Here is a 22479-nt window from a genome sequence, read left to right as displayed (position 1 = left end):
TTGCCTTGGCACACCGTCAAACGCATTGACAAAGCTAGGTTGGTTCGGGAGTTGCCTGAAGTCGATTACGGTTCGCTCAGAACTCTGGTCATGGATGAGTTCGCATTGCACAAGGGGCACCGCTACGCCTCCGTCGTAGCCGATGCGGACACTCGGCAAGTGCTTTGGATCGGTGAAGGGCGCAGTCGCGAATCCATACGCCCCTTCTTTGAATCACTGGGCGAACACTGCGATCAAATCGAAGCGGTCGCGATGGATCAGAACAGCGCCTTTGACCTGGAGGTGAAGATGCACTGCCCGAATGCGGAAGTCGTCTACGACCTTTTTCATGTCGTTGCCAAATACGGCCGTGAAGTCATCGACCGAGTCCGCGTGGATCAGGCCAATGAACTAAGGCAGAACAAGTCGGCTCGCAGAGCGGTCAAACGTAGCCGATGGTTACTTCTAAAGAACAAGGACAACCTCAATGAAGAAGAACTTGTCAGGCTCGAAGAGCTGATGAATGCCAACCAATCCTTGGCTCAAGTCTACGTCCTGAAAGAACAGCTCAAAGAACTATGGCGAAGCTCAAGCATCTGGGGCGCCTTCAAACGCTGGCGCACATGGTGGAGGATGTGCCGTGAGTCCAAAATCAAACCCCTGCTCGCCTTCGCTGATAAACTCAGACCCTACCTCCGTGGAATCATAGCCTCAGCCAAATACCCACTCAACACCAGCGTGCTCGAGGGCATGAACAACAAGATCAAGGTCATCAAAAGAACCGCTTATGGCTTCAGGGATACGGAATACTTCTTCCTCAAGATTAAGCATGCTTTCCCCGGGAAATGACGATGAACCAAAAAAATACCGCACCGCTTTGCAGCGATGCGGTAGTGTGTAAAATCTGGGTTCTGGCCCGGAAGGACGGTTCGCTTAGTGCGAGTGACCGCCGGCTCCGTGCGAGTGTCCGTGCTCGATTTCTTCGGCGGTGGCTTCGCGAACTTCGACCACCTTGACCTTGAAATTTAGGTCAACACCCGCGAGAGGGTGGTTGGCATCAATCTTCACGGTATCGCCTTCGACGGAATCGACTCGGACGACGACGGGGCCTCCTTCTCCTTCAGCGCGGAACTGGCTGCCGGGTTCGAGCTCGGCATCCGGTGGGAACTGGGAGCGTGGCACATCGAATTTCTTCTCCGGGTCGACTGCTCCGTAGGCTTCTCCGGAGGGAACTTGGACATCCATTTCCTCTCCGGCAGTTTTGCCTTCGATACGAGTTTCGAGACCTGGAATCAGGTTTCCATGACCGTGCAAATAGGAGAGTGGATCCTTCCCTTCCGAAGAATCGAGGACACTTCCGTTGTCCCCGCGGAGGGTGTAATGCATGGTGACGACGCGATCTTTTTCAATTTCCATGACCCCTATCGCGGGGAAGGAGAGCCTGAATTGCAAGGGAGAACCGAAAAACCTATCGAACGGCCGCAACGCAGGACTCGCATTTATCGCGGATTTCGGAGAAGAAATCGTTCCCCTTATCATCGACCAGGATGAAGGCAGGGAAGTTTTCGACCTCGATTTTCCACACGGCCTCCATGCCCAATTCGGGATATTCCAGAACCTCGACTTTGCGGATGTTGTCTTGGGCGAGTAGGGCGGCGGGGCCGCCAATCGAGCCGAGATAGAATCCGCCATTCGCCTTGCAGGAATCCGTCACTTGCTGGCTGCGATTCCCCTTGGCAATCATCACCATGGATCCGCCTACCTCCTGAAAGGGCCCGACATAGCTGTCCATGCGACCGGCGGTCGTCGGTCCGAACGAGCCACTGGGCATGCCGTCGGGAGTCTTGGCCGGACCGGCGTAGTACACCGGATGATTTTGCAGGTATTCCGGCATGCCTTGGCCGGAGTCGAGCCGCTCCTTGATCTTCGCGTGAGCGATGTCGCGGGCCACTACGATCGTTCCCGAGAGGGAAAGCTGTGTCTTGACTGGATATTCGGTCAGCTGCGCGAGGATCTCCTTCATCGGTCGATTGAGGTCGACGGAGACGACTCCTTGATAGTCAGGCTCGCGAAGATGATCCGGAATGTACTGGCCGGGCCGGGTTTCCAGTTTTTCCAACCAGATCCCATTCTCGTCAATCCGGCCCTTCATGTTCCGGTCCGCCGAGCAGGAAACCCCCATACCCACCGGGCAGCTGGCTCCGTGCCGGGGAAGGCGGACTACCCGCACGTCGAGAGCAAAGTACTTGCCGCCAAACTGAGCGCCAAACCCGAGTTTTTGGCTCGCTTGGAGAAGACGCTTTTCCATCTCCAGATCGCGAAACGCTTGGCCACCTTCATTACCTTCGGTAGGCAGCGAATCCAGATACTTCGTGCTGGCGAGTTTGACCGTCTTCAAATTGGTCTCCGCGCTAGTTCCTCCGATGACAAAAGCGATGTGATAGGGAGGGCAGGCCGCTGTGCCGAGTGTTGCCATCTTCTCGATCAGGAATTTTTCCAAAGAGACCGGATTGAGCAATGCTTTGGTTTCCTGAAAAAGATAGGTCTTGTTGGCCGATCCTCCACCCTTGGCGACAAAGAGGAAATCGTAACTCATCCCCTTGGTCGCGTAGAGATCAATTTGCGCGGGCAGATTGCATCCGCTGTTCTTCTCCCGATACATGTCGAGAGGGATCGTCTGCGAGTAACGAAGATTCTCGGCCGTGTAGGTGTCGAAAACCCCCTTCGAAAGCCATTCCGCATCGTCCACTCCCGTCCAAATCTGCTGGCCTTTCTTTCCCACGATGGTGGCTGTCCCGGTATCCTGACAGAAGGGGAGGACACTGTTGGAAGCGACTTCGGCGTTCTTCAACATGGTCAAAGCAACGTCGCGGTCATTCTTGCTGGCTTCCGGATCCCCCAGAATCGCCGCCACCTGTTTCAGGTGGGCCGGACGCAGAAAGAAGGCGACGTCATGAAAGGCGGCCTTGGCCAGTTCCTGCAATCCTTCAGGGGCAACTTTCAAAACCGACGTTCCATCAAAGTCCGCTACCGAGACGTACTGATCGGTCAACAGGCGAAACTGGGTCTCGTCCTTCCCCAAGGGCATCGGCGTTTGATAACTGAAATTCTTTTCCATTAAAGAAGTTTAGTAGAACTGCTTCTGCGTTCGCAATAAGTAAGAGTTGCTAATCCTGATATTTTTGGAAATACTCTCCTCGTTGAAAGCATCAACGGAAACCACTTTTCGGAGAATTTTAAACTTGGTCCTCTATTGGGCGGCCTGCGTCATGGTGGGGACTGGCCTCCTGTTAAAATTTCGATTTCCCCATGGGCACGGCCAAGGCAGAGGGAGAGTCTCGATCCTGGGGCTGAGTCATCACGATTGGACGGAGGTTCACCTCTGGACTGGCTACATCTTCATCATTCTCATCCTGCTACACCTGTGGCTCGCCCGAAAATGGCTGTTAGGCATAGCCGCAAAGCGGAAGACGTGGCCCGTCGCTGCTGGAATGGTTTTCGGAGGCGTCATCATCCTTGGACTCCTAGTTTTACCTCGTTCTTAATCATTTATGTCAATATAATAAACCTGGTAAAAAAAATATTGATATTCGGGAGATTCTGAATTGGATAGGGGATCATGAAGAGGTACAAGGTTGAGAAACAGACGGCTTACTACCACTTGATGAGCCGCACTGTGAATGGTGAGGCTTGGTTTGGGGACCGGGAGAGGGAGGTTCTGCGGAAAATGATCTGGCAGGTGGCGGAGTTTTCGGGGATCCGGGTGGTGACTTATGCGGTAATGAAGAATCATTTCCATTTATTGGTGGACGTGCCTTCAGGGGATACGGAGGTTTCGGATGCGGAGTTGGTTCGGCGGTATCGTCGGCTCTATCCAAAGCCTACGCCTTGGCAACCAATGAGAGCGGAGGTTTTGGCGAAGACTTTGGCCGAAGATTCTTCGGATGCTGCAGTGATTCGAAGGGATCTCGTTCGGCGAATGCACGATGTCTCCTGGTTGATGAAGACGCTGAAACAACGCTTCTCTTTGTGGTTTAATCGCAGCCGTGATCGGTTTGGACCTCTTTGGTCGGAACGCTTTAAGAGTGTTTTGGTCGAGGGCGATCGATGGGCGTTGCGAACGGTTGCCGCCTATATTGATTTGAATGCGGTTCGAGCCGGGATCGTGGAGGATCCGAAAGACTATCGTTTTTGCGGATATGGCGAGGCCATTGGCGGTGGGCGGATGGCTCGGGCAGGTTTACTGATTGTTGATCGGGATTTGGCGGGTTATCGGCAGACTTTGTATGGAGCGGGAGCTGGTGAGAAATCTGAAAAGGAATCCATCGATCGAGAGGAGGCTTTGCGAGTGTTGGCAGAGAAGGGGAAACTTCCACTCTCTGTACTTCTTCGGTGCCGAATTCGCTATTTTACGGATGGGATGGTCATTGGATCTGCGGATTTTGTGGACGCCCATGTAAAGGCTGATCCCACTGAACGAAGGCGACCTCGCCGGGCTCATGCCATGGAGGGAGCTGACTGGGGAGATCTCTCTGTGGGAACAGGATTGCGGAAAGATCTCTTCAGCTAAATCCGTTCTCTGGTTTTCGGTCTAGCCTGTCGTGCGTAGCCCCGAGGAGATGGCATTAATTGTGAGGAGGAGACGGCTCGTGAGCTTAGGTTCGTCGTCTTCGGAATAGTTTCCTTCTCTGAGTTTCTGGAGTAGACGGATCTGTTCGTAGTGGAGAGGTTCCAGGGCGACGTTCCGCGGATGGACTGTTTTGTCGAGACGAGGGCGACGTTCTTTTTGTTCGCTGCCAAACAAGCGATCCAGGCACTGATGAGTGAGTTGGAATTCCTCCAGGATGCGGTCCATAAAGCGCTGACGCAGTTCGGAGTCTGGGACCATTTCCGCATAGGCCTTCATGATTTCGGGATCAGCACTGGAGAGCGAGGTCTCGATATTAGTCAGAACATAGCGGAGGAAGGGCCAAGACCGAGTGCCTTCGCGGATCTTCTCAAACTGTTCTTCTCCAAGAGACATGATTCCCGTTCCGAAACCGTACCAGCCGGGAAGGAAGAAACGGGACTGGGACCAGCTGAAGACCCATGGAATGGCGCGGAGGTCATCGAGGGAGCGAACTCCCGTCCGCCGGGAAGGACGGGATCCGATGCTGCTTTTCTCGAGTCCATCCAGAGGGGTGGCCCCGGTGTAGAAATCCATGAAGCCCGGTTCTCGCAGTAACTGGCGGTAGACCTTACTGGTTTCCTCCGAAAGGCTTTCGACTGCTTCTTCGAGAGCGGGTTCGGTGGGGGGCTGTTTGCTGACTCGCAGAGAGTGGTAGCAGGTGCCCGCTACGAGGAGGTCGAGGTTGTAGCTCGCGGTCAAATGATTGGCGAACTTCTGGGCGATGGTTTCGCCTTGTTCGGTGACGCGGAGGTCGAACTCCAACGCAGTTGCAGGGAGCGCCTCGAGGAAACGGTGAGTGGGTCCGGCTCCGCGGCTGATGGTGCCCCCGCGTCCGTGGAAGAATCGGATGCGGTATCCGAGATCCTGAGCCAGTTGAGCGATGTCTTTCTGGGCGCGATGGAGACCCCATTGGCTCGAAAGAATTCCACTGTCCTTATTGCTGTCGCTGTAGCCAATCATCACCTGTTGGACGGGTAGGTCGAGGGCCTTGAAATCGGTAGCGACCTCGGCATCCAGTCCGACACCCTTCTTGGCGAGCATTCCTCCACGGCGGTGCATCCAGTGCAGTGAATTCTGAGCGACGGGGTGCGACAGGAATGTTTTGAGAATCCCCGGTCCGTTCTGCAGGTCTTCCAAAGTTTCCAGCAAAGGAACTACGGGGACCAGGCAGATGACTCCGAAGTCGAGCTTCCGGAGGAGGTTGGCTTCCCGGGCCAAGAAGTAGACGGCGAGGAGGTCGGATGCCGACCGGGTCATACTGAGAATGTAGGAGCCGATTCCTTCATCTCCGTGGCGGTCAATGTAGCGGGCCACCTCGCGAAACGCCGCGATGACGGCCTCGGCTTCCTGTCCTGGAGTTTCTCCGGCGGGAAGAAGAGGGGTGGTCGATTCCAGCTCAGTTTGTAGAAACTCAAGGCGCTCCTCTTCAGACCAGGAGCTGTAGCCAAAGTTCTGCATCCCGGCACGTTCCAGGATCTGGTCGATGGCCTTTTCGTGGAAAACGCTGTTTTGACGAATGTCGAGTGAGGCCAAGTGAAATCCGAAGACTTCAATATTGCGCAGAACGGGATCAACATCCATCCGCGCGACCCGGTCTGCACCGATCTCAACGAGGGAATCGCGGAGAATTCGCAAATCGGCTACGAGATTGAAGGAGTATCGATAGTATCGGCTGGCAGGATATTGCGAATCCGACGGATCAAAATCGACCGGTGGAAGCTGGGCGATCAAGAGGCTGATGAACTGGCGCCAAGGCTCATGCGGATTGCGCTTGAGAATGGCATGGGCCTCATCGCCGATTTGCGAAACCATGGCATCGATTTTACCCTGCAATTCCTCGGTAGGAGATTGCAGAATGTCGGAGAGGCTGAGGCGAGCCCGCAGCTGGGAGAGCTTGCGCTCTTGGAGGCGGAGGGCATTTTCGCGGAAATTGAGGAGTGATTCCCGCGTAACTTTGGCGGTGACGAGAGGGTGTCCGTCACGATCGCCTCCCACCCACGTTCCGAAACGGAGGCGCGGGCGGTGGGTCGAATTCTCGATGAGGGAAAGGTCCCAGCCGTTCGCTTCCCAGGCTTCCTCGAGGTGACGGTCGACGTGGGGAAGCACCTCGGGGAATACATTGTCAAAGTAGTGGAGTTGAGAGGATCGCTCGGCGGCAACACTGGGTTTGGCCAAGAGAGTTTCGCCGGTTCGCCAAAGGCGCTCGAGAACGGTTTTGATTTCGTTTTCGATCGAGATCCGTTCATTCGGGGTCCACATCCGGTTCTCAAGATGAACCAGTTGGATGTAGAGCTCGCGATGCTGCTCAAGAATAGTGACACGCTTGGATTCGGTGGGATGGGCGGTCAAAACCGGTTCGATCCGGAGGCAGGGGAGAATCTGGGCGATCTGTTCGGGCGTCCAATCGTCTTCGCGGAGCTTGCGGAAGTAATAACCCCAGAGTCCGGACTCGTGAAGCGGTCCATTGGAGCGTTCGTTGAGCCGGCGCATCTGGTTGGCCGAATTTTCTTCGACCATATTGAGAAGTTGAAAGGAAATCGAGGTGGCCTGAATCATTCCCGGCCCCAGATCCTTATCCGAAGCAGGAGCGCCTTCGCCGATCCAGGGAAGGTTTTGGGCGATCTCGGTTTCACCGAGTTCGATGAGAACCTCCCGGAAGCACCGCATGAGGAACTGGAGGTCATTGTCAATTTTATCGAATCCGATCCGGATTCTATCTTCGTAGCTCAATGGTTCTTCCATTTTTAAATCTAATCGTGGTGAGTAGTGTTTCTTTTCAGTGCCGATGAAATCTCATTACTTGTCGAGAAACGATTCGTCAAACGGAATGGGGATTCGTGGCGACTTTGCTGGGTCCAGCTCCGGAGAACGCGAGAATCCAATGATGAGGGTGATTCTGCGTCAGTGAAAATAGACCGGGTTCATGAAAGGCTGATCTTTGTTGTAGAAGTTGAGGGAGAAACCCGCACACTCTCCTCACCAATTATGTTTTACGATCAGACCAGAGTTATTCTTCGTGCCGGAAACGGTGGGCACGGTTGTGCCAGTTTTCATCGGGCTAAATATATTCCCAAGGGTGGGCCCAATGGAGGCGATGGCGGCAAAGGGGGGGATCTCTATTTGCAGGCAGATCGCAATGTCAGCGACTTGCGGGCATTCCGTTTCCAGCCGCATTGGAAGGCGCAGAACGGAGAGAGTGGCAAAGGCAGTCAAAAGGATGGAAAGAACGGGGACGATGAGACGCTCATGGTTCCGATTGGGACGACTGTGAAGAACGAGAATGGTCGGGTCGTCTGTGAGCTTCTCGAGCACGATCAGCGTTACCGTCTGCTGAAAGGAGGACAAGGTGGATTGGGAAATCTTCACTTCAAGTCTTCCACCAACCAAGCTCCTCGCGAGTTTACCGAAGGCAAGCCGGGACAATTCGGCGAGTTTACCTTTTCGTTGAAGACGATCGCGGACGTCGGACTGATCGGGTTTCCCAATGCGGGGAAATCGACGCTTCTCGCCCGATTGACCAATGCGACTCCGAAGAGCGCCCCTTATCCGTTTACCACGGTCGATCCCTTTGTGGGGATGACTTCGGAGAATGAGAACCATGACTACCGGAAACTCGCGATTGCGGATATTCCCGGTCTGATTGAGGGAGCCGCAGAGAATCGGGGTCTCGGACATCGATTCTTGCGCCACGTTGAGCGCTGTCGTGTCCTCTTGATCGTGATCGATGGAGCGGCGACAGATGGGCGCGATCCGGTCGAAGATTACAAAGTCTTGCTCAAGGAGATGGAACTCTACGACGAGAAGTTGGTGAAGAAGCAGATGTTTGTTGCCGCCAATAAGACGGACCTCCCGGGTTTCGACGAAAACCTGAAGCGCTTGAAGGACGGAATCGATTGTCCCGTTTTCCCGATCTGCGCCGAGTTGGGCGAAGGTCTGGACCCTTTGATCGAAGCCCTTTTTACCGCCAAGCTGGAAGGATAGACTCCGCTGTTTGCAGGAACGCTTCGCGAAGGCGTTGGCACGATCCGCCTTCGCCGGTGTTGAGGATGCGTTTTGTCGGAGGTGCTGAACCAGTGATGTGCGCGTGATTTTGGGAACCCGGGTGCGTGCTGCGGCGTGACAGGGGGGTGTTTTTGGATCGATTTCGCGCTTCGCGAAGGCGTTGGCACGATCCGCCTACGCCGGTGTTGAGGATGCGTTTTGTCGGAAGTGCTGAACCAGTGATGTGCGCGTGATTTTGGGGACCCGGGTGCGTGCTGCGGCGTGACAGGGGGGGGATCGATTTTCGCTTCGCGAAGGCGTTGGCACGATCCGCCTTCGCCGGTGCTAAGGATGCGTTTTGTTGGACGGGCTGAACCAGTGATGTGCGCGTGATTTTGGGGACCCGGGTGCGTGCTGCGGCGTGACAGGGGGGGATCGATTTTCGCTTCGCGAAGGCGTTGGCACGATCCGCCTTCGCCGGTGTTGAGGATGCGTTTTGTCGGAGGTGCCGAACGAGTGAAGTGCGCGTGATTTTGGGGACCCGGGTGCGTGCTGCGGCGTGACAGGGGGGTGGTTTTTGATCGATTTTCGCTTCGCGAAGGCGTTGGCACGATCCGCCTTCGCAGGTGCTAAGGATGCGTTTGGTTGGACGGGCCGAACCAGTGATGTGCGCGTGATTTTAGGCACCCGGGTACGTGCTACGGCGTGACAGGGGGGGATCGATTTTCGCTTCGCGAAGGCGTTGGCACGAGGGGTGGGATTCGAACCCACGACCGCCGGCTTAGAAGGCCGATGCTCTATCCAACTGAGCTACCCTCGCTTTGGAATGAGTTGGTTCTAATCGAAAGAAGGGACGGAGCGAAAGGAAAAAGAAGGAAAGCGGTTGGTCTATTGACGAACAAAGTCCTGCCATTTTCCGAGTTTTTCGCGGGTTCCCGTTTCTCGTTCGATGAGGAAGAGGTCTTCCTCGATCACTCGATAGAGGGCGACTTGGGAAAATTTTTGAGCGAGTCGGAGGGCTTCTTCTTCGTCCTCAATCGACCATCCGAGTTCTTGATGAGAACGGTCGGGGGACATGCCGGTAATTCTGACGGGTGACTCTCCGGTCTGTTGAATGGCCTGGAGGAGTTGCTGATCGGCGACGGCGTTGGATGCAGAATCAGTGAGGACTCCGTTCGGATTGTAGGCGGTGACAATGGAGAAGTGGGTGGCGGGTAGAGTTCCCTCCACCAGGAAAACTGCACTGCGGTAGGCCGGATTCACCGCAGAGAAAAATCAACCGGCTTCGTTCGCCGAAACTTCGACGAGGAGATCTTGCCCGAGTTCTTCCAAGTGGTCTTGGACGGTGGCCTCCTGCATCGGCTCGCGCGAGGATAGCCGAGCTTCGGCCCGGAAAAGGAGAGTTCCGGAATCGGCGGCGGCTTCGGTGCGGGTGGACATGGATTCCACGTTCAGCCCGAGAGAAGAGAGGGCTCCGAAGACTTCGTTGACGATTCCCGGGTGGTCGGCCCCGACGAGCTTTACTTGGAAGGAAGTGGCGTTGGTGCTGCGGCTTCCCGTGCCGTCAGCGATGGTCAATTCGAGACCTTCGATGGAGAGGAGATCGGCGCGGAGAGATTCCCGCTGATCCTCAGGGACGCTGACCTGAAGAAGTCCGACGAATCGTCCGGAAAGGTGAATCAGGCGGCTGCGCTCCCAGTTCCCTTGGTGGGCGTGCACTTTTGCTGCAGTTTCGCTAACGATTCCGGGGCGGTCTTCGCCGCTAAGGGTGATGAGCAGGATAGAGGTTTTCACAGAAGGAAACCTAGTCGCTCAACAGTCACCCTGGCAATATTCGTTGTCGGACAGGGGGTGGGCTTTCCCGCCGAGATTTGAGAAAGCTTGGAAGGCTCTTAGAATTGCTGGCGACGAAGATCGACGGTGACCTTGAACTCGGGCGAAGTCCGTGGTGGACGTCCTCGAGCGATGAGTCCTTCCCTCTCGGGGGCGGGGATCCACCGATCTTTGCGGCGCTGTTCGGCCTCTTCTTCCGAAGTGGGGAAGCCGTCGTAAACTGGTTGGGTTGGGTGCCAGTGGTGGTAGCGGGCGGCGGTTGCAACCTTGCCCGTTTTCTGATCGACCCACTCGAAGAGAAGAGGCGACTGGATCGGAACGTTTGGATGGAGGGCAGGGTGAGCGCTTGCGCATTTGTAGCGGAGCCCGCAGACCATCCCGGCGCTATGCTTCGTAAACGGCATCTCGATTCCATTGACCAAGAGGTAGCCTTTTTCGAGGACGCTGTGATCCGGCAGAAGGATTTCGAGTCGATCCGTAGAGTTGTCGACCTTGCGGACGGTCGAGAGACCTTGTGATTCCTCGGCCATCAGAGGGTAGGATTCCAAGGCTTGGCGAAGAATGAGGTCTCCACCGGAAACTTCCATCTTTCCGCGTTCGGGAAACCGGAATTCGAAGACTGGGCGCAGCCATTCCGGGTCGAAGGGGAACCCGGCTTTGGTCAAATCTTCACAGACCTCCTGCAAATCCTCCCAGAGCCAGGATGGCAGGAAGAAATAGTCGTGGAGTTGTTTTCCCATGCGGCGAAGCCGTCTCCCGAAAGGTCGTTTGACGAGGCGGGCGATGATGGTGCGGATCAGGAGCGATACGGTCGCCATCAAGTCCGTGTCGGGAAGCGTTTCAAAGGCTCGGAATTCGATAATGCCGATGCAGCCGTTGGGGGCCGTCGGGTTGTAGAATTTATCGAAGCACAATTCCGCCCGGTGGGTGTTGCCCGAGGCATCGGTCATCAGATTGTGGAGGAACTGATCGATCCAGAAGGGGTCAAAAGATCCGCGAATCGACTCCATTCCTTCGCAGGCGACCTCGGTCTCGTAGAGACTGTGGGTGGGGCCCTCATCGAATCGCGGTGCCTGACATCCGGGGCCGACATACTGCCCGGAAAATGCGTAGGACAGGACGGGGTGGTGTTGCCAGTAGCGGAGAATGGATGCGATGCGGTTGGGGCGCTCGAGGAAGGGGTTGGTCTCGATGGAAGTGCCCCCGAAGGCGAGGTGGGATCCTCCCCCGGTTCCGTTGACTCCGCCATTGAGTTGCAGTCGGGTGGTTGTGAGACCCGCTTTGCGGGCGGCCGTGTCGGCGGCCAGAAGATTGTGCCGGTAGGAGACCCAGTCCGTGCAGGCGGGGAGATTGATCTCCAAGACGCCGGGATCAGCGGCGAGACCGAAGGTGCGGACGGTTTCGGGGGCTCCGCTGGGACCGTATCCACAAAGGATGATGTCAGTGAGGTTGTTCTCCTCTACGGTTTCGGAGAAGAAGGAAATCAGCTTGCGGAAGCCGGCCCATTCCAAGGGCGGGATGAAGAGGTGGATCGCACCGTCGATGCATTCGACGGTCAAGGCGCGTCGGAGGGCATCCTCGGGAAGGTCTCCCAAGGGCAGGCGGAGGCCGATCTGCGAATCTCCGGCGAAGAGAGGGATGGGGTTTTCCTTCGACCAAGGCCATTTTTCGGAAGTCCATTCCTCTTCGACGAAATCGAGGGGGAGGACCCATCCGCAAGTGTTACGCTTGGGGGCAGAGGGATTGCGGGCCGGCATGAGAAAGTCGGAAAGTCCCAGCTTTTCGGCGACTTTTTTGGCCAGTCTGGTCGCATCGCGTGAGTGGTTGCGTCCGTCGCGCTTGGAGAGGAGTAGGGTATCGCGATTGGGCCAGAGGACATCGCCGGGATTGTCGAGGAGGACGACATTCCATCGGGGGAGAGGTTCGCCCGGATACCACTTGCCGAAGACTTGGAGTGCTACGGCGCCGGGGCACTCATCTTCGAGGAGATTGGAGGCCATCTTGTGGGCGTAGTTCAACTTTTCGGGGCCCATCGCCTCCAAGTTCCACTCGGCGCCCCGCGGTTGATGGGGGATGTAAGTCGGCTCGCCCCCCATGGTCAGAACCACGCGGCGGGCGGATAGTTGTTCTTCGACTTTGCGGGCGAGATCCTGGATTTCAGAGGTTGGATTCATGAACAGAAATTTGAGGAGAGAGGTGTTTGCTCTTGATTACAAGAATCTTATGCATCACCTCGCTCGACTCTCTTGCTATTTTCGAGCCAAAGTGCTTGTTCACGGCATGATTTTTGGAATTCGCGCCCTCGGGCTTTCATTTTTTTCCCTGTCTTCCCTTTCTCTTCTCGGCCAGACCCCCGAGATTTCCCGTGAGCAGGTCGATCAAGTCGTCGATTTGGCTTTGGATATGGGGCAGGCTTGGCAAAACGGAGAGTTGCCCGACCTCGCCTTCACGCCGGATGAATTGCAGGGATTGGCGACACAATTGCAGACCGCCCTGGAGTCCAATCAACTCGACGACTTGGCGAGCTTCGAGGCGATGATCCCGCAAATGATGTTGGCCCTGTCTCAGACCGAGAATGGTCGTCATTATGTGGCTTGGCTGCTCCAGCGATACGATTATGCCGTGGTTGCCAATTGGTCGCGACAGGAAGCGGCCGAGGTCGTCGAACAATCCGAGACGCAACCGACCCCCGAGCAGGTGGAGGAGTTTCGGGACGACTACGTCATGGACCTGAGAGTTTGGAGGCACCGGATCGCGGAGCGTCAGGCACCTCAGCCCGCGCCGGGGTTGCTGCCTTTGGTCAAAGGCAAATTCGCCGAGAAAGGCGTGCCGACCGAGCTCATTTGGCTGGCCGAGGTGGAGTCCTCCTTCGATCCGGAAGCGATCAGTCCTGTCGGTGCAAAGGGCCTTTTCCAGTTCATGCCAGCGACGGCGGAATGGATGGGGCTGGAGGTGACGCCCGACGATGAGCGAGTCAACGCCTCGAAAAGTGCCTCGGCCGCAGCGAAGTATTTGCGTTACCTCTACGGGCGTTTCGAATCCTGGCCGCTTGTCTTTGCCGCTTACAACGCGGGGGAGGGCCGGGTGCGGCGATTAATGCGGGAGCAATCGGCGACTGACTTTAATGGCATCGCCGCCGTGTTGCCCTCGGAAACCCGGATGTATGTGCCGAAGGTGCTCGCAACGATCGAGCTACGGGAAGGGGTGAACCCCTCGCAGATTGCTGCGCCAAGCGAATGATCGTAAGGTGAGAAACGTCGAACCGCTCCCGAGACCTTTGCGAAGCGTTTAGGAATCAACCGCAGGGTAGGGGATCGTCGGCTCTCGATCCTGCGAGGCTCGGTCAAGAGTGACCTGGCTTGCGCTTGTGAATTCCCACAGAATTCCCGTCGGGATCTCTGACAAATGCCATGAAGCATACGGGTGTTTCGATGGGGCCGAAGTGGATTTCTACGCCAGCATCCTTGAGTTCGGCGATCGCTGCATCGAAATCATCGACCTCGAGGCCTACCGAACCGCCGTTTTCACTGGGAACCATGCCGGGGGCCCTACCGATCGCCAGCGTTCCCGAGCCAATGTCGAACTCGACCCAATGAGCACCTTCCGTTTCGCTGTCCATGGTAACGGTTAACCCAAGAACCCCTTCGTAAAAGGCGCGGGAGCGTTTCATGTCGGTTACGGGATAGCAAGTGAAGGCGATTTCGTTGATTTTCATCGAGGTCTGAGTTGGTAGTTTTGTGGTGGGCTATGGGGCGTCTTGGGACAACGCATCTGTTCAGGAAATTCGGATCCGTCGCGGTCTGCTCTCCCGCTTCTACTCCCGATACAGCAGCACCGTCGCCATGGCGGAAATACCCTCGCCGCGGCCGATTGAGCCGAGGCCCTCGTTGGTCGTGGCCTTAATGCCGACTTGGTCGGTTCCGATCCCGAGGGTTGCGGCGAGGCGCTCGCGCATCTTTCCGGTCCAGGGGCTGATCTTGGGTTTCTCGGCGATGATCATGACGTCGAGATTGCCAATTTTGTATCCGAGCTCCGCGGCCTTTTCCGCCGCAAAGGCGAGGATCTTCTGGCTGTCGATATTGAGGCAGGAAGGATCGCCGGGGGGGAAGTGGAAGCCGATATCCGGGAGGGCGAGGGCGCCGAGGATGGCGTCACTGGCCGCGTGGGTCAGGCAGTCAGCGTCCGAATGCCCGTCGAGGCCCGGAGCGTCGGGAATGGTGACACCGCCCAGAACCAGTGGGCGCTCTGGAGCGAACCGGTGGACGTCGTAGGCGAGGCCTGTGCGAAATGGGGGGAGACTCATTCCGGCTCCTTTTGGATCAAATCCGGGTTGCGAACGAGGAAGGCGGCCAGAGCCAAATCCCCAGGACGGGTGATCTTGGGATTGGGAAATGAGGGTTCGACGAGAGTGATTCTGACCCCTGCTGCGGAAGCGACGGAAGTGTCGTCCGTATAGACCACGGTATCTTGCCGTGCTTTCTGGTAGGCGTCGAAGATCAGGTTATACTCGAAGGCTTGCGGAGTTTCCATTGACCAGCATCCGCGGCGGTCGATCTCCTTAAGCACGCATTTGCGGGAATTCGTCCGGCGACGGTTTACCCGTTTGATCGTGTCGGTGACCGGACGTGCCAGCGAGGCGGCTTTATCCTGAACGACCCGCTCGAACAGACGCTCAATATCCTCGGCTTTGACGAGGGGACGAGCGCAGTCGTGGATGAAGGCGTACTCGGTGTCGATTCCGGCAGTGGCGAGCCCTTCGAAGACGGAGTCCTGACGGAGCGATCCGCCCTGGGCCCACTTGACCGGAGGGAGATCGCCGTCAGCGGAAGTGTCAGCGAGCTCAGCAGCTAGTCTTTCCTTCTGCTCGAGATCGCGGTAAACGACGACGATGCCGTCGAAAATCGCACTGGAGAGAAAAGTGTCGAAACTGCGGCGAAAACTGCTTTTGCCCTCGATGGGCACAAGAATCTTGTCGTCGACCGCACCTTTCATCCGAGTGCCTTTTCCGGCAGCGAGAAGAATGGCGCGGACTCCGGAGGGACGGGCACTTCCCAAGGGCCGACTGTGGGACGGCATCATATTTCTATTTGGTTGTGGCGGCGATTTCTTCCGTGATCTGGTCGTAAACGAGGACCGGATCGGCAGCTTTGACGATGGGACGGCCGATGACCAAGTGGGTGGAGCCCGCTTTGGCGGCTTCACCTGGGGTCATGACCCGCTTTTGGTCACCTTTCTCAAAACCCGAAGGTCGAATGCCGGGGACGACGAGGATCGGCTCCGGGCCAAATTCTTCGCGCATCGTCTCGACCTCGAGGGCCGAGCAGACGATACCGTCCGCGCCGGCTGCGAGAGCCATCTTGGCCAGACGTTTGGCTCCCTCTTTCGGGGAGTCCTGGAGACCGACGGCGCTCATCTGTTCCTCATCCATCGAAGTAAGAATCGTCACTGCGAGAATCTTCATGGATGAACCCGTGCGGTCGCGGGCTTCGGCGGCGGCGCGAATCATGGCCGGGCCTCCCAGTCCGTGGATGGTCAACAATTCAATTGGAAGATGGGCGAGACTCTCAATCGCGTGGGCGACGGTGTTGGGAATGTCGTGGAGCTTGAGGTCGAGGAAGATCTTACATCCGCGCGAAGCGATGGCTTCGACCAGACTTGGGCCGTAGCGGGTGAAGAGTTGGAGGCCAATCTTGACGCACTTGGGTCGGTCCTCGAGTCGATCGAGGATGTGGGTGGCCTCCTCTTTGGCAGGGACATCGAGGGCGACGATGATGTCGCACAGGTTTTTGGTAGCGGCTGTTGGGTCGTTGCTCATTCTGTTTTTTAGAATCCATTTCGGCCGGATCACTGGCAAGGGGATTGTCAGCTTGAATCCGTCCAATTTCGAACAATCTGCCGACTTTTTTCAGGGCGCCGATTCTCCTCGTATCGTTCTTCGAGGGGAGCTAGTAAGTTTTCATGGAATTGGAAATCGTCGTTTGGGTGGTTCTTTTGGTTTTGGCCGTCATCCTAATTGGTTTTTTTCTGAATCGAGGCTCTTGGCGGTCGATTCAGAAGAACTTCGAATTTTTGGCAGAGAATTATGATCTCGAGGTCACGCAGCCCGAGGCCAAGGGCTTTGGCCTGTTTAAGGCATCTCCGAGTGTCTACGGGAAGTGGGACGAGCGTGAGATGAGCGTGCAGACCATGTCGGCTGGGCTGAAAGATTCCCGTCATTCCGAAACGGCGGTTCACCTGCAGACGGCGCTGCGCGAAGATTGCATTCTCTTGATTCGCTCGAAGAAGGGGATGAATCGTCTGGAGCGGAGCGAGTTTAAGAAGTTGATCAAGGTCAATGGCCCGACGAAAGAATTTAACAAGCGGATCACCATCACCACCAACCGGCCCGATTGGATCTCGGAGAAAATCACTTCGAGCATGTGCGAGCGGATTTTGAAGGACCTCGGATCCACCACCGGAACGATTCTATTGGTCAAAGGGCGCATGAGCTACCGGGAGCTGGGCCTTCTCTCCGGGGCTGGAACACTGGCTCGGGTCGATCGGATGATCGAACACCTGCGATGGTTGACCGAATCCTTGGAGGATGGCGAGGCAATGATGGATGAGGCGGCCAGGTGAAGGCGGCTTTGCCTTGAATCCAAAGCTTAATCCGGCAGACTGCAGAGATGATCTTGCCGTCAATTTTTACGCTTTGCCTTGAATCCAAAGCTTAATCCGGCAGACTCGTCACCTTTCCCTTCAACGGCGAATACCCGCTTTGCCTTGAATCCAAAGCTTAATCCGGCAGACTTGAGAATCTCTTCGCGCGGTAGGTTAGCGTGCTTTGCCTTGAATCCAAAGCTTAATCCGGCAGACTAAGGCGTCGTACGTGCGGACCATGCTCTCAGCTTTGCCTTGAATCCAAAGCTTAATCCGGCAGACTGGCCGCCACATCTGGAACCCCACATCCAGGCTTTGCCTTGAATCCAAAGCTTAATCCGGCAGACTAAAATGATCCGCGGCGCGAGGAGCTGGAGCGCTTTGCCTTGAATCCAAAGCTTAATCCGGCAGACTGCGGCGGCGCTGAGGTAGCCGTTGCCGCGGCTTTGCCTTGAATCCAAAGCTTAATCCGGCAGACTTGCTTTACGGTCCATAATAGGCAATTATTGGCTTTGCCTTGAATCCAAAGCTTAATCCGGCAGACTTGGATGAATGCCTTAAAATCGTAAGCACCAGCTTTGCCTTGAATCCAAAGCTTAATCCGGCAGACTGGCTTTCGCCAGTCTGCTGATTAAGAAGGGGTTACCAAAAAATTGTCTGTTCCGGAAGGCCTTCTGCGGGCTGTTTTTCGGCTGGTTTGCCGTAGATGACGAGACTTCGTTGCCACTGAGCTTGGGTGACATACCAAGCTCTAACGCTTCCATTGGGTGGAATTTCTTTTTCCACGCGTCGAATATGGGTCTGCATTCGGGAGTGGGTGACCATTGGCCTCGCATACACTGAGAACTGTATCATTTGGAATCCGTCCCGCAACAGGTATTTGCGAAAGTCCGTGTAAGCTTTACGGGCTTCCTTTTCAGTGACTGGCAGGTCGAAAGCGACAACTAACCAGCCCATTTTGAATTGGGGGGAGTCCATGGTTTATAGGTTCGCGTTTGTCCTGTCATGACCGCTTGCCGGAAACTGCGAACGACTGATTCCAAACAGTTTCGAAAGTCCATCTCGATGCCGAGGTATCCGATACGTTCCATAGTGAAATCTGTCACGTAGCGTCGGAACTTGCCATCGACTCTGTAGTCACCCATGCCCGTCTCCTCTTGGAGCCATCTTGCCACCCGCCAATCGACGCAAGGGCGGAAAGGTTCCATCAAATCGTAGGCCAGCGGTGTCGAGCGCTCGCGAATTTCATGGGAGATTCCGAGAGTGGGGTCGAGCCCGTAGGCAAAGAGTTTCTGAAGGAGAAGAGAAAGGAGCACTGCGTAGCCGAAGTTGAGTAGATCGTTCGCCCCTCCTTCCTCCCGTCCACGTTTGAAATTTTCCAAATGAAGAGATTCGGCATAAATGCCCCAATAGTAGCGAGCGCAGGTGCTTTCTTTTCCGGGCGCTTTGCTTGCAGCTCTTTTTCGTAGCGTTTCTATCTTTGGATGGTTTGGAGCCATTTCAGCTGCGAGCGATGCCTGGTTTGCACACTTCGCATCGACGGTTTTTCTCCAGAGAGTATCGACTTTTTTTTTGTCGAGACTGAGAGCGGCTTTTGTCAGAAGGGTGTCGGTGGAGCGATTTGCTGGAAGAAGGAGGCTTATTGGTTGGAAACGTTCACAGATGACAAGAGCAACTCCGTGCTTGGCAGCTTCGAGTAATAGGTGGCTGTGAAGTTGAGCGGAAAAGCTCGTTATGACGATTGCCGCGATATCTTCTATGGGAGCTTGCTGGCGACTTCCGTCTTTGTTCGTACAGGTCAACTGACCGTGTTTGCAACTGATGCTGCAGCGGGGAGAGTCGATGTTGACGATGTGGTAGGACATGTCGTCACTCGAAATGACCCGTATAGTCAGGTTCGAGAATTGTTAGTCTACCCTTCAATAAGCTATTCAATCGCGCATTCATCACGCATCCTCGAACTTTATTGGCTGCTTTCACTATTTCGGGAGAGGCCATGTCGATGAGAAATCCAGCCTTGGCGTCTTTGATCGAGAAGACCTTCCAAACACCTTCATACCGACCTTTCTCTACTTTAATGAGACTACCGCCGCGAATTACTCGTGGATTGACGCCTCCATTGGTCTTTCTGGCATTTGCGATTTCTTCGAAGACATTGAGGTGGGGAAGGACTCGAATTTCTGGATCAAGAATCACGCCGTAATTTTCTTCGATGATCAAACTTCCCTTCAGTTTAGCCAACTTTCCTTGTTCGCCCTTTGGCCTGAGTCCGAGAAGCTTGCTTTTTCGCTCGGTTTTGGTGCTTCGCTTTCGTTTCTTGTTCTCATCGCGATTAGCAATCGTGATGACCATCTTATTCTCATCCTGTGGGTCTTCGTGAAGAACCCTCCATGTATTTTGCTGTACTTTCAGACCGCGCATGGTCTTCGGCTGATGCTGAATTACGCGTTTTTCCAACAGTCGTTCGGAGATTTGGTTCTTGAGCTTAGGACGCACCTCGGGAACTTCCCATTTACCGTTCTTCGTAAAGCGGATAGGCAAGCGGCTGAGGGATTCGAATTCGGTTTGATCTTCTTTACGCGAGATCTGGCGTCGACTCATCAAGTCCCAGAGTTTACCGTTCTTCGGAAAGTAGAAGGCTGCCAATCCGATAGTAACCGCGTCCAGTGCATGATGCAGATGGGTTATTTCGCGAATATCCGTTTTCGTTTTACCTTCCGTTTCGGGGCAAGCCCGGGCAAGGCAGCCTTCAAGCTTCCAAGCCTTGCGGACGGCGGCTGTAACGCTGCCAGCCAGACTCCACACCGTGTCGTCGTAGGGTCGATCAAGGATATCCCGAGCCTGCAATACTGCCAGTTTGTTTAGGTGGCTTGTTTGGGTGAGGTCTCGGCCCGTAAATCCGCCTGCTTCGCCCTCCGGCTTTTTTCGTTTATCGAAGTGCTTGACGCGTAAGAGCATCTTACGCCGATATTTTCGGAGATCGTCGTCGATGAAGTCCCGTTGTCCTTTGCGAGGATCGAATCTCGGTTTTAGCGAATCGACGAATTTTTCGTAGTTTGCGAGGGGCTGAAGTCGTAGATCTGTCCCTGGAACTTGTCCGCCGTTTTGCTGTTCCATAAATTCCCAAGCAGTGCGCTGGCCCTTCAATCGATTTACCTCGGGCCAAGTGAGAACCAGAGCATCGAGGGCATCGCTGGGTCGCCACGAGCGCGGAATAATGTGTTCTCTATCGACATTGCCTCTTACTAAGTCGTCGAAGCAGTAGTGTTTTCCGGTAAAAGGACAGGTCCAATTCAAGTCCGTCGCGATACGAACCTTTTTGATTAAGCCTGCGCTGATCCGGTATTCCCCACCATATTTTTCCAGCTCCTTCTCGATTAGCTTTACGGCTCTGCGGTGGTCGGCGAGTTTTAGACCCATTAATTGGGCTTTCTCTTTGGCTGTTTTGGCAGAAAATTCTTGCAGATCCCGAATGACTTCCAGAGCTACTATATCGACGTTCGCTGAGTCATCGTCCGCATAATTTTTGATTAAATCCTTGAGCAATTCCTGAAAAATCAAAAGACGATGGCGGACTAGGTGGTTGTTCGTTTTCTCGTCAATCGATCTCTGAATTTGCCTGGTCACGACTTCTAAGGATTCTTCCAGGCATCCACCCCGGTCTTTGGGATCCGGCTTACTGTCATCGAATACAGCTTCCCAAGCTTCAGCCATGAGTGTACGCGAATAGGGGGCTCTTCCACTAGCGGATGCTACGGAGATTCTCTCGCTGCAAAATTCGGGTAGGTCGAGTTTTTGTTTTTTCTTACGCTTCGCATAGGCTTCATAACTGTACTCAACGCTCTGGTCGAAAGCTGAAAGCTCTACGCCGCCCTCGGCGAGATCCTCCCTCCATTGAGCCAAACTAGCTCTGCGATTCTTAAATAGCCGTCCGGCGAATCTCTTTTGGAAGCGTTCGGGAATGGTCTCCCAAATCGGGGAGATTTTCTGCGAAGAGATCTCACGTCGAACGGGATCGAGGACCAGCGCTTTTTCCATTTCCGGAGTCATGAACATCTGATCCACATTGATCGGAGTGGCTCCGGTTGCCTTTTCTATGGCAGTTTTCAAACCGGTAGGCGTAAGGTATCCGTTGATTTGTATCGCCTGATGGACCAGTTGCCGTTCCGCGGCGTTTAGACGACGGGATTCTGTTTCGTCATCAGAAACCCTTAGATTGCAGAGAAGCATTCCCCACCGGAAGCGGTAAAAATCCCGACAGTTCTTGTCCGGTGTTTTTTCTCCACTGATCCGGCAGAGAGGAATAATGCGGTTGTCGAATCGGGGAACCATTTGCCCGAAAAGCAAACCTCCGTGAAATCGTTTGGGTAGGCGGATGGATGGGCAGGGAATGCGTTTCCAAGAATCTCTTTCTGCGCCACAGAGCGCCTCGACAAATGCCTTATCGCACCTTGGCAGTTTTTCGAAGTGGACTTCCAGAATTCGAACGACTTCTGCTCGCACAACTGATCGAGGAAAGGCGGCATCCTGGCCTTTGAAATAGGATTCGAGAGAAGGATTTTTTGTGTTTGCGGGATCGACTCCAAGAAAGGCGCAAACGGTTTCTGCCATGGTTGAGGTTTGATAAAGGCCCATCAAGCGATTGGCGTTTTCCACCTTCTGTGTGTCCTCCTTATCGTCCTCATTTTCTTCGCCCGACCAGAGCGCGTTTCCATCATAACCGCGGTTGTGTGCATACCAGCGAATCACCGCCCATAGCTCTGCCCAAGTTAGAGCTTGGCGCTGACCAGTTAGAATCTGTGCAGCAAGTAGCCATGGCCAAGGGTGGGGGTTCTCACGGGCATTTTGGATATCAATTTTCGACAATACTTCTAGGTGAAGCAAAAGACTCTCTAAGCGCTTCATCCGGTTTCGGGTCGCTGCGATGTGACGGCGTCCTCGACGAAATGCCGCACGCTGGTGGTTTTGACAATCGTCAGGTCTGAAGGTCACGACTCCGCAACCAAGAAGTTCCGGGACCGCACCGTTCTTCTTGATAGCTGCCCAACCAATGCTGGCATGGCCGATGTCGAATGCGAATGAAACTTGCTTTGGCATGGCTCGGATATTAGCGCATTTTTGACGCTGTGGAAAACCAAAAAGAAAAGAGCTTTCCGGTCGCGTTGTAATTTTTGAGAACCTTTATCGGAAAGTGCCCGGTTGTGTCTTGTTTGAACCTTCAGAAGCGTTGACACATTGAGATGCTGGCCTTTTAGTTTTTTCAGGATTCAAGACAAAGTTAATAACGCGGGCGTATGGCTTCCTGTGCGTAATGCGTATCACGCCAGCCCAAGAAAGCGTTTTTTAAACACGCGCCTTTGAGGCGCGTGTTTTTTTTA

The 22479-nt window shown here is 54.9% G+C and carries 19 protein-coding genes, 1 tRNA gene and 1 CRISPR repeat array; of the genes, 6 read left to right on the top strand and 14 right to left on the bottom strand.

Annotated features, from left to right (window positions below; translation table 11 throughout):
- Positions 1–828 (top strand): ISL3 family transposase (locus H5P30_RS02375; RefSeq protein WP_185691362.1); only part of this gene is annotated, 828 nt, incomplete at its 5' end.
- 84 nt (positions 829–912) lie between these two features.
- On the opposite strand, the gene H5P30_RS02370 is transcribed toward H5P30_RS02375, so the two are convergent.
- The gene (locus H5P30_RS02370; protein ID WP_185691361.1) at positions 913–1395 is read right to left on the bottom strand and encodes an FKBP-type peptidyl-prolyl cis-trans isomerase; all 483 of its coding nucleotides are present in this window, start codon (positions 1393–1395) and stop codon (positions 913–915) included.
- A 52-nt stretch (positions 1396–1447) separates the two neighbouring features.
- A complete protein-coding gene (locus H5P30_RS02365; RefSeq protein WP_185691360.1) occupies positions 1448–3097 on the bottom strand; it encodes a fumarate hydratase in 1650 nt (549 codons plus the stop codon).
- A gap of 82 nt (positions 3098–3179) precedes the next feature.
- Between H5P30_RS02365 and H5P30_RS02360 the strand changes: the two genes are divergently transcribed.
- Both H5P30_RS02360 and H5P30_RS02355 read left to right on the top strand, forming a co-directional pair.
- On the top strand, positions 3180–3524 hold the full coding sequence (locus tag H5P30_RS02360; protein WP_185691359.1) for a DUF4405 domain-containing protein: 345 nt from the start codon (positions 3180–3182) through the stop codon (positions 3522–3524).
- A 74-nt stretch (positions 3525–3598) separates the two neighbouring features.
- Positions 3599–4549, top strand: coding sequence for a transposase (locus H5P30_RS02355; RefSeq protein ID WP_185691358.1), 951 nt, complete (start codon positions 3599–3601; stop codon positions 4547–4549).
- Positions 4550–4570: 21 nt separating this feature from the next.
- Here H5P30_RS02355 and H5P30_RS02350 read toward each other — a convergent pair whose 3' ends face one another.
- Positions 4571–7390, bottom strand: a complete 2820-nt coding sequence (locus H5P30_RS02350; RefSeq protein WP_185691357.1) for a phosphoenolpyruvate carboxylase — start codon at positions 7388–7390, stop codon at positions 4571–4573.
- 243 nt (positions 7391–7633) lie between these two features.
- On the opposite strand from H5P30_RS02350, the gene obgE reads away from it, so the two are divergent.
- Positions 7634–8629, top strand: coding sequence for a GTPase ObgE (gene obgE, locus H5P30_RS02345; protein ID WP_185691356.1), 996 nt, complete (start codon positions 7634–7636; stop codon positions 8627–8629).
- Positions 8630–9372: 743 nt separating this feature from the next.
- On the opposite strand, the gene H5P30_RS02340 is transcribed toward obgE, so the two are convergent.
- The 4 genes from H5P30_RS02340 to H5P30_RS02325 all read right to left on the bottom strand — a co-directional run bounded on the left by H5P30_RS02340 (position 9373) and on the right by H5P30_RS02325 (position 12636).
- Positions 9373–9449 (bottom strand) — tRNA-Arg (locus H5P30_RS02340).
- A 68-nt stretch (positions 9450–9517) separates the two neighbouring features.
- A complete protein-coding gene (locus H5P30_RS02335) occupies positions 9518–9892 on the bottom strand; it encodes a DUF3293 domain-containing protein (protein ID WP_185691355.1) in 375 nt (124 codons plus the stop codon).
- A 12-nt stretch (positions 9893–9904) separates the two neighbouring features.
- Positions 9905–10423 (bottom strand): ACT domain-containing protein, encoded by a 519-nt coding sequence (locus tag H5P30_RS02330; RefSeq protein ID WP_185691354.1) that lies wholly within the window; start codon positions 10421–10423, stop codon positions 9905–9907.
- A gap of 98 nt (positions 10424–10521) precedes the next feature.
- Positions 10522–12636, bottom strand: a complete 2115-nt coding sequence (locus H5P30_RS02325; RefSeq protein WP_185691353.1) for a transglutaminase family protein — start codon at positions 12634–12636, stop codon at positions 10522–10524.
- A gap of 49 nt (positions 12637–12685) precedes the next feature.
- Here H5P30_RS02325 and H5P30_RS02320 point away from each other — a divergent pair, with 49 nt between their 5' ends.
- Complete coding sequence (locus H5P30_RS02320) at positions 12686–13702, top strand: lytic transglycosylase domain-containing protein (protein WP_185691352.1); 1017 nt, start codon at positions 12686–12688, stop codon at positions 13700–13702.
- Between the two features lie 103 nt (positions 13703–13805).
- Here H5P30_RS02320 and H5P30_RS02315 read toward each other — a convergent pair whose 3' ends face one another.
- The 4 genes from H5P30_RS02315 to pyrF all read right to left on the bottom strand — a co-directional run bounded on the left by H5P30_RS02315 (position 13806) and on the right by pyrF (position 16277).
- On the bottom strand, positions 13806–14177 hold the full coding sequence (locus H5P30_RS02315) for a VOC family protein (protein ID WP_185691351.1): 372 nt from the start codon (positions 14175–14177) through the stop codon (positions 13806–13808).
- Between the two features lie 99 nt (positions 14178–14276).
- On the bottom strand, positions 14277–14765 hold the full coding sequence (ispF, locus tag H5P30_RS02310) for a 2-C-methyl-D-erythritol 2,4-cyclodiphosphate synthase (RefSeq protein ID WP_185691350.1): 489 nt from the start codon (positions 14763–14765) through the stop codon (positions 14277–14279).
- Complete coding sequence (gene ispD, locus H5P30_RS02305; protein WP_185691349.1) at positions 14762–15541, bottom strand: 2-C-methyl-D-erythritol 4-phosphate cytidylyltransferase; 780 nt, start codon at positions 15539–15541, stop codon at positions 14762–14764. The genes ispF and ispD overlap by 4 nt, the downstream gene beginning before the upstream one ends.
- Positions 15542–15545: 4 nt before the next feature.
- Complete coding sequence (gene pyrF / locus H5P30_RS02300; protein WP_185691348.1) at positions 15546–16277, bottom strand: orotidine-5'-phosphate decarboxylase; 732 nt, start codon at positions 16275–16277, stop codon at positions 15546–15548.
- 143 nt (positions 16278–16420) lie between these two features.
- Here pyrF and H5P30_RS02295 point away from each other — a divergent pair, with 143 nt between their 5' ends.
- On the top strand, positions 16421–17080 hold the full coding sequence (locus H5P30_RS02295; protein WP_185691347.1) for a hypothetical protein: 660 nt from the start codon (positions 16421–16423) through the stop codon (positions 17078–17080).
- Between the two features lie 5 nt (positions 17081–17085).
- A CRISPR array of direct repeats spans positions 17086–17712; the repeat unit is 36 nt; unit sequence GCTTTGCCTTGAATCCAAAGCTTAATCCGGCAGACT.
- A 31-nt stretch (positions 17713–17743) separates the two neighbouring features.
- On the opposite strand, the gene cas2 is transcribed toward H5P30_RS02295, so the two are convergent.
- From cas2 to cas9, 3 genes are read right to left on the bottom strand one after another with little or no spacing between them, the layout of a single operon-like run.
- Complete coding sequence (cas2, locus tag H5P30_RS02290) at positions 17744–18079, bottom strand: CRISPR-associated endonuclease Cas2 (protein WP_185691346.1); 336 nt, start codon at positions 18077–18079, stop codon at positions 17744–17746.
- Positions 18046–18966 carry a type II CRISPR-associated endonuclease Cas1 gene (gene cas1, locus H5P30_RS02285; RefSeq protein ID WP_185691345.1) on the bottom strand — a complete coding sequence of 307 codons (921 nt, stop codon included), beginning with the start codon at positions 18964–18966 and terminating at the stop codon, positions 18046–18048. The genes cas2 and cas1 overlap by 34 nt, the downstream gene beginning before the upstream one ends.
- A gap of 4 nt (positions 18967–18970) precedes the next feature.
- Positions 18971–22198, bottom strand: coding sequence for a type II CRISPR RNA-guided endonuclease Cas9 (cas9, locus tag H5P30_RS02280; protein WP_185691344.1), 3228 nt, complete (start codon positions 22196–22198; stop codon positions 18971–18973).
- Positions 22199–22479: the final 281 nt, after the last annotated feature.

Source organism: Puniceicoccus vermicola, assembly GCF_014230055.1.
GTDB lineage: Bacteria > Verrucomicrobiota > Verrucomicrobiia > Opitutales > Puniceicoccaceae > Puniceicoccus > Puniceicoccus vermicola.
Note: the sequence above shows the minus strand (reverse complement) of the source record. Positions and strands in the feature narration are given on the sequence as shown.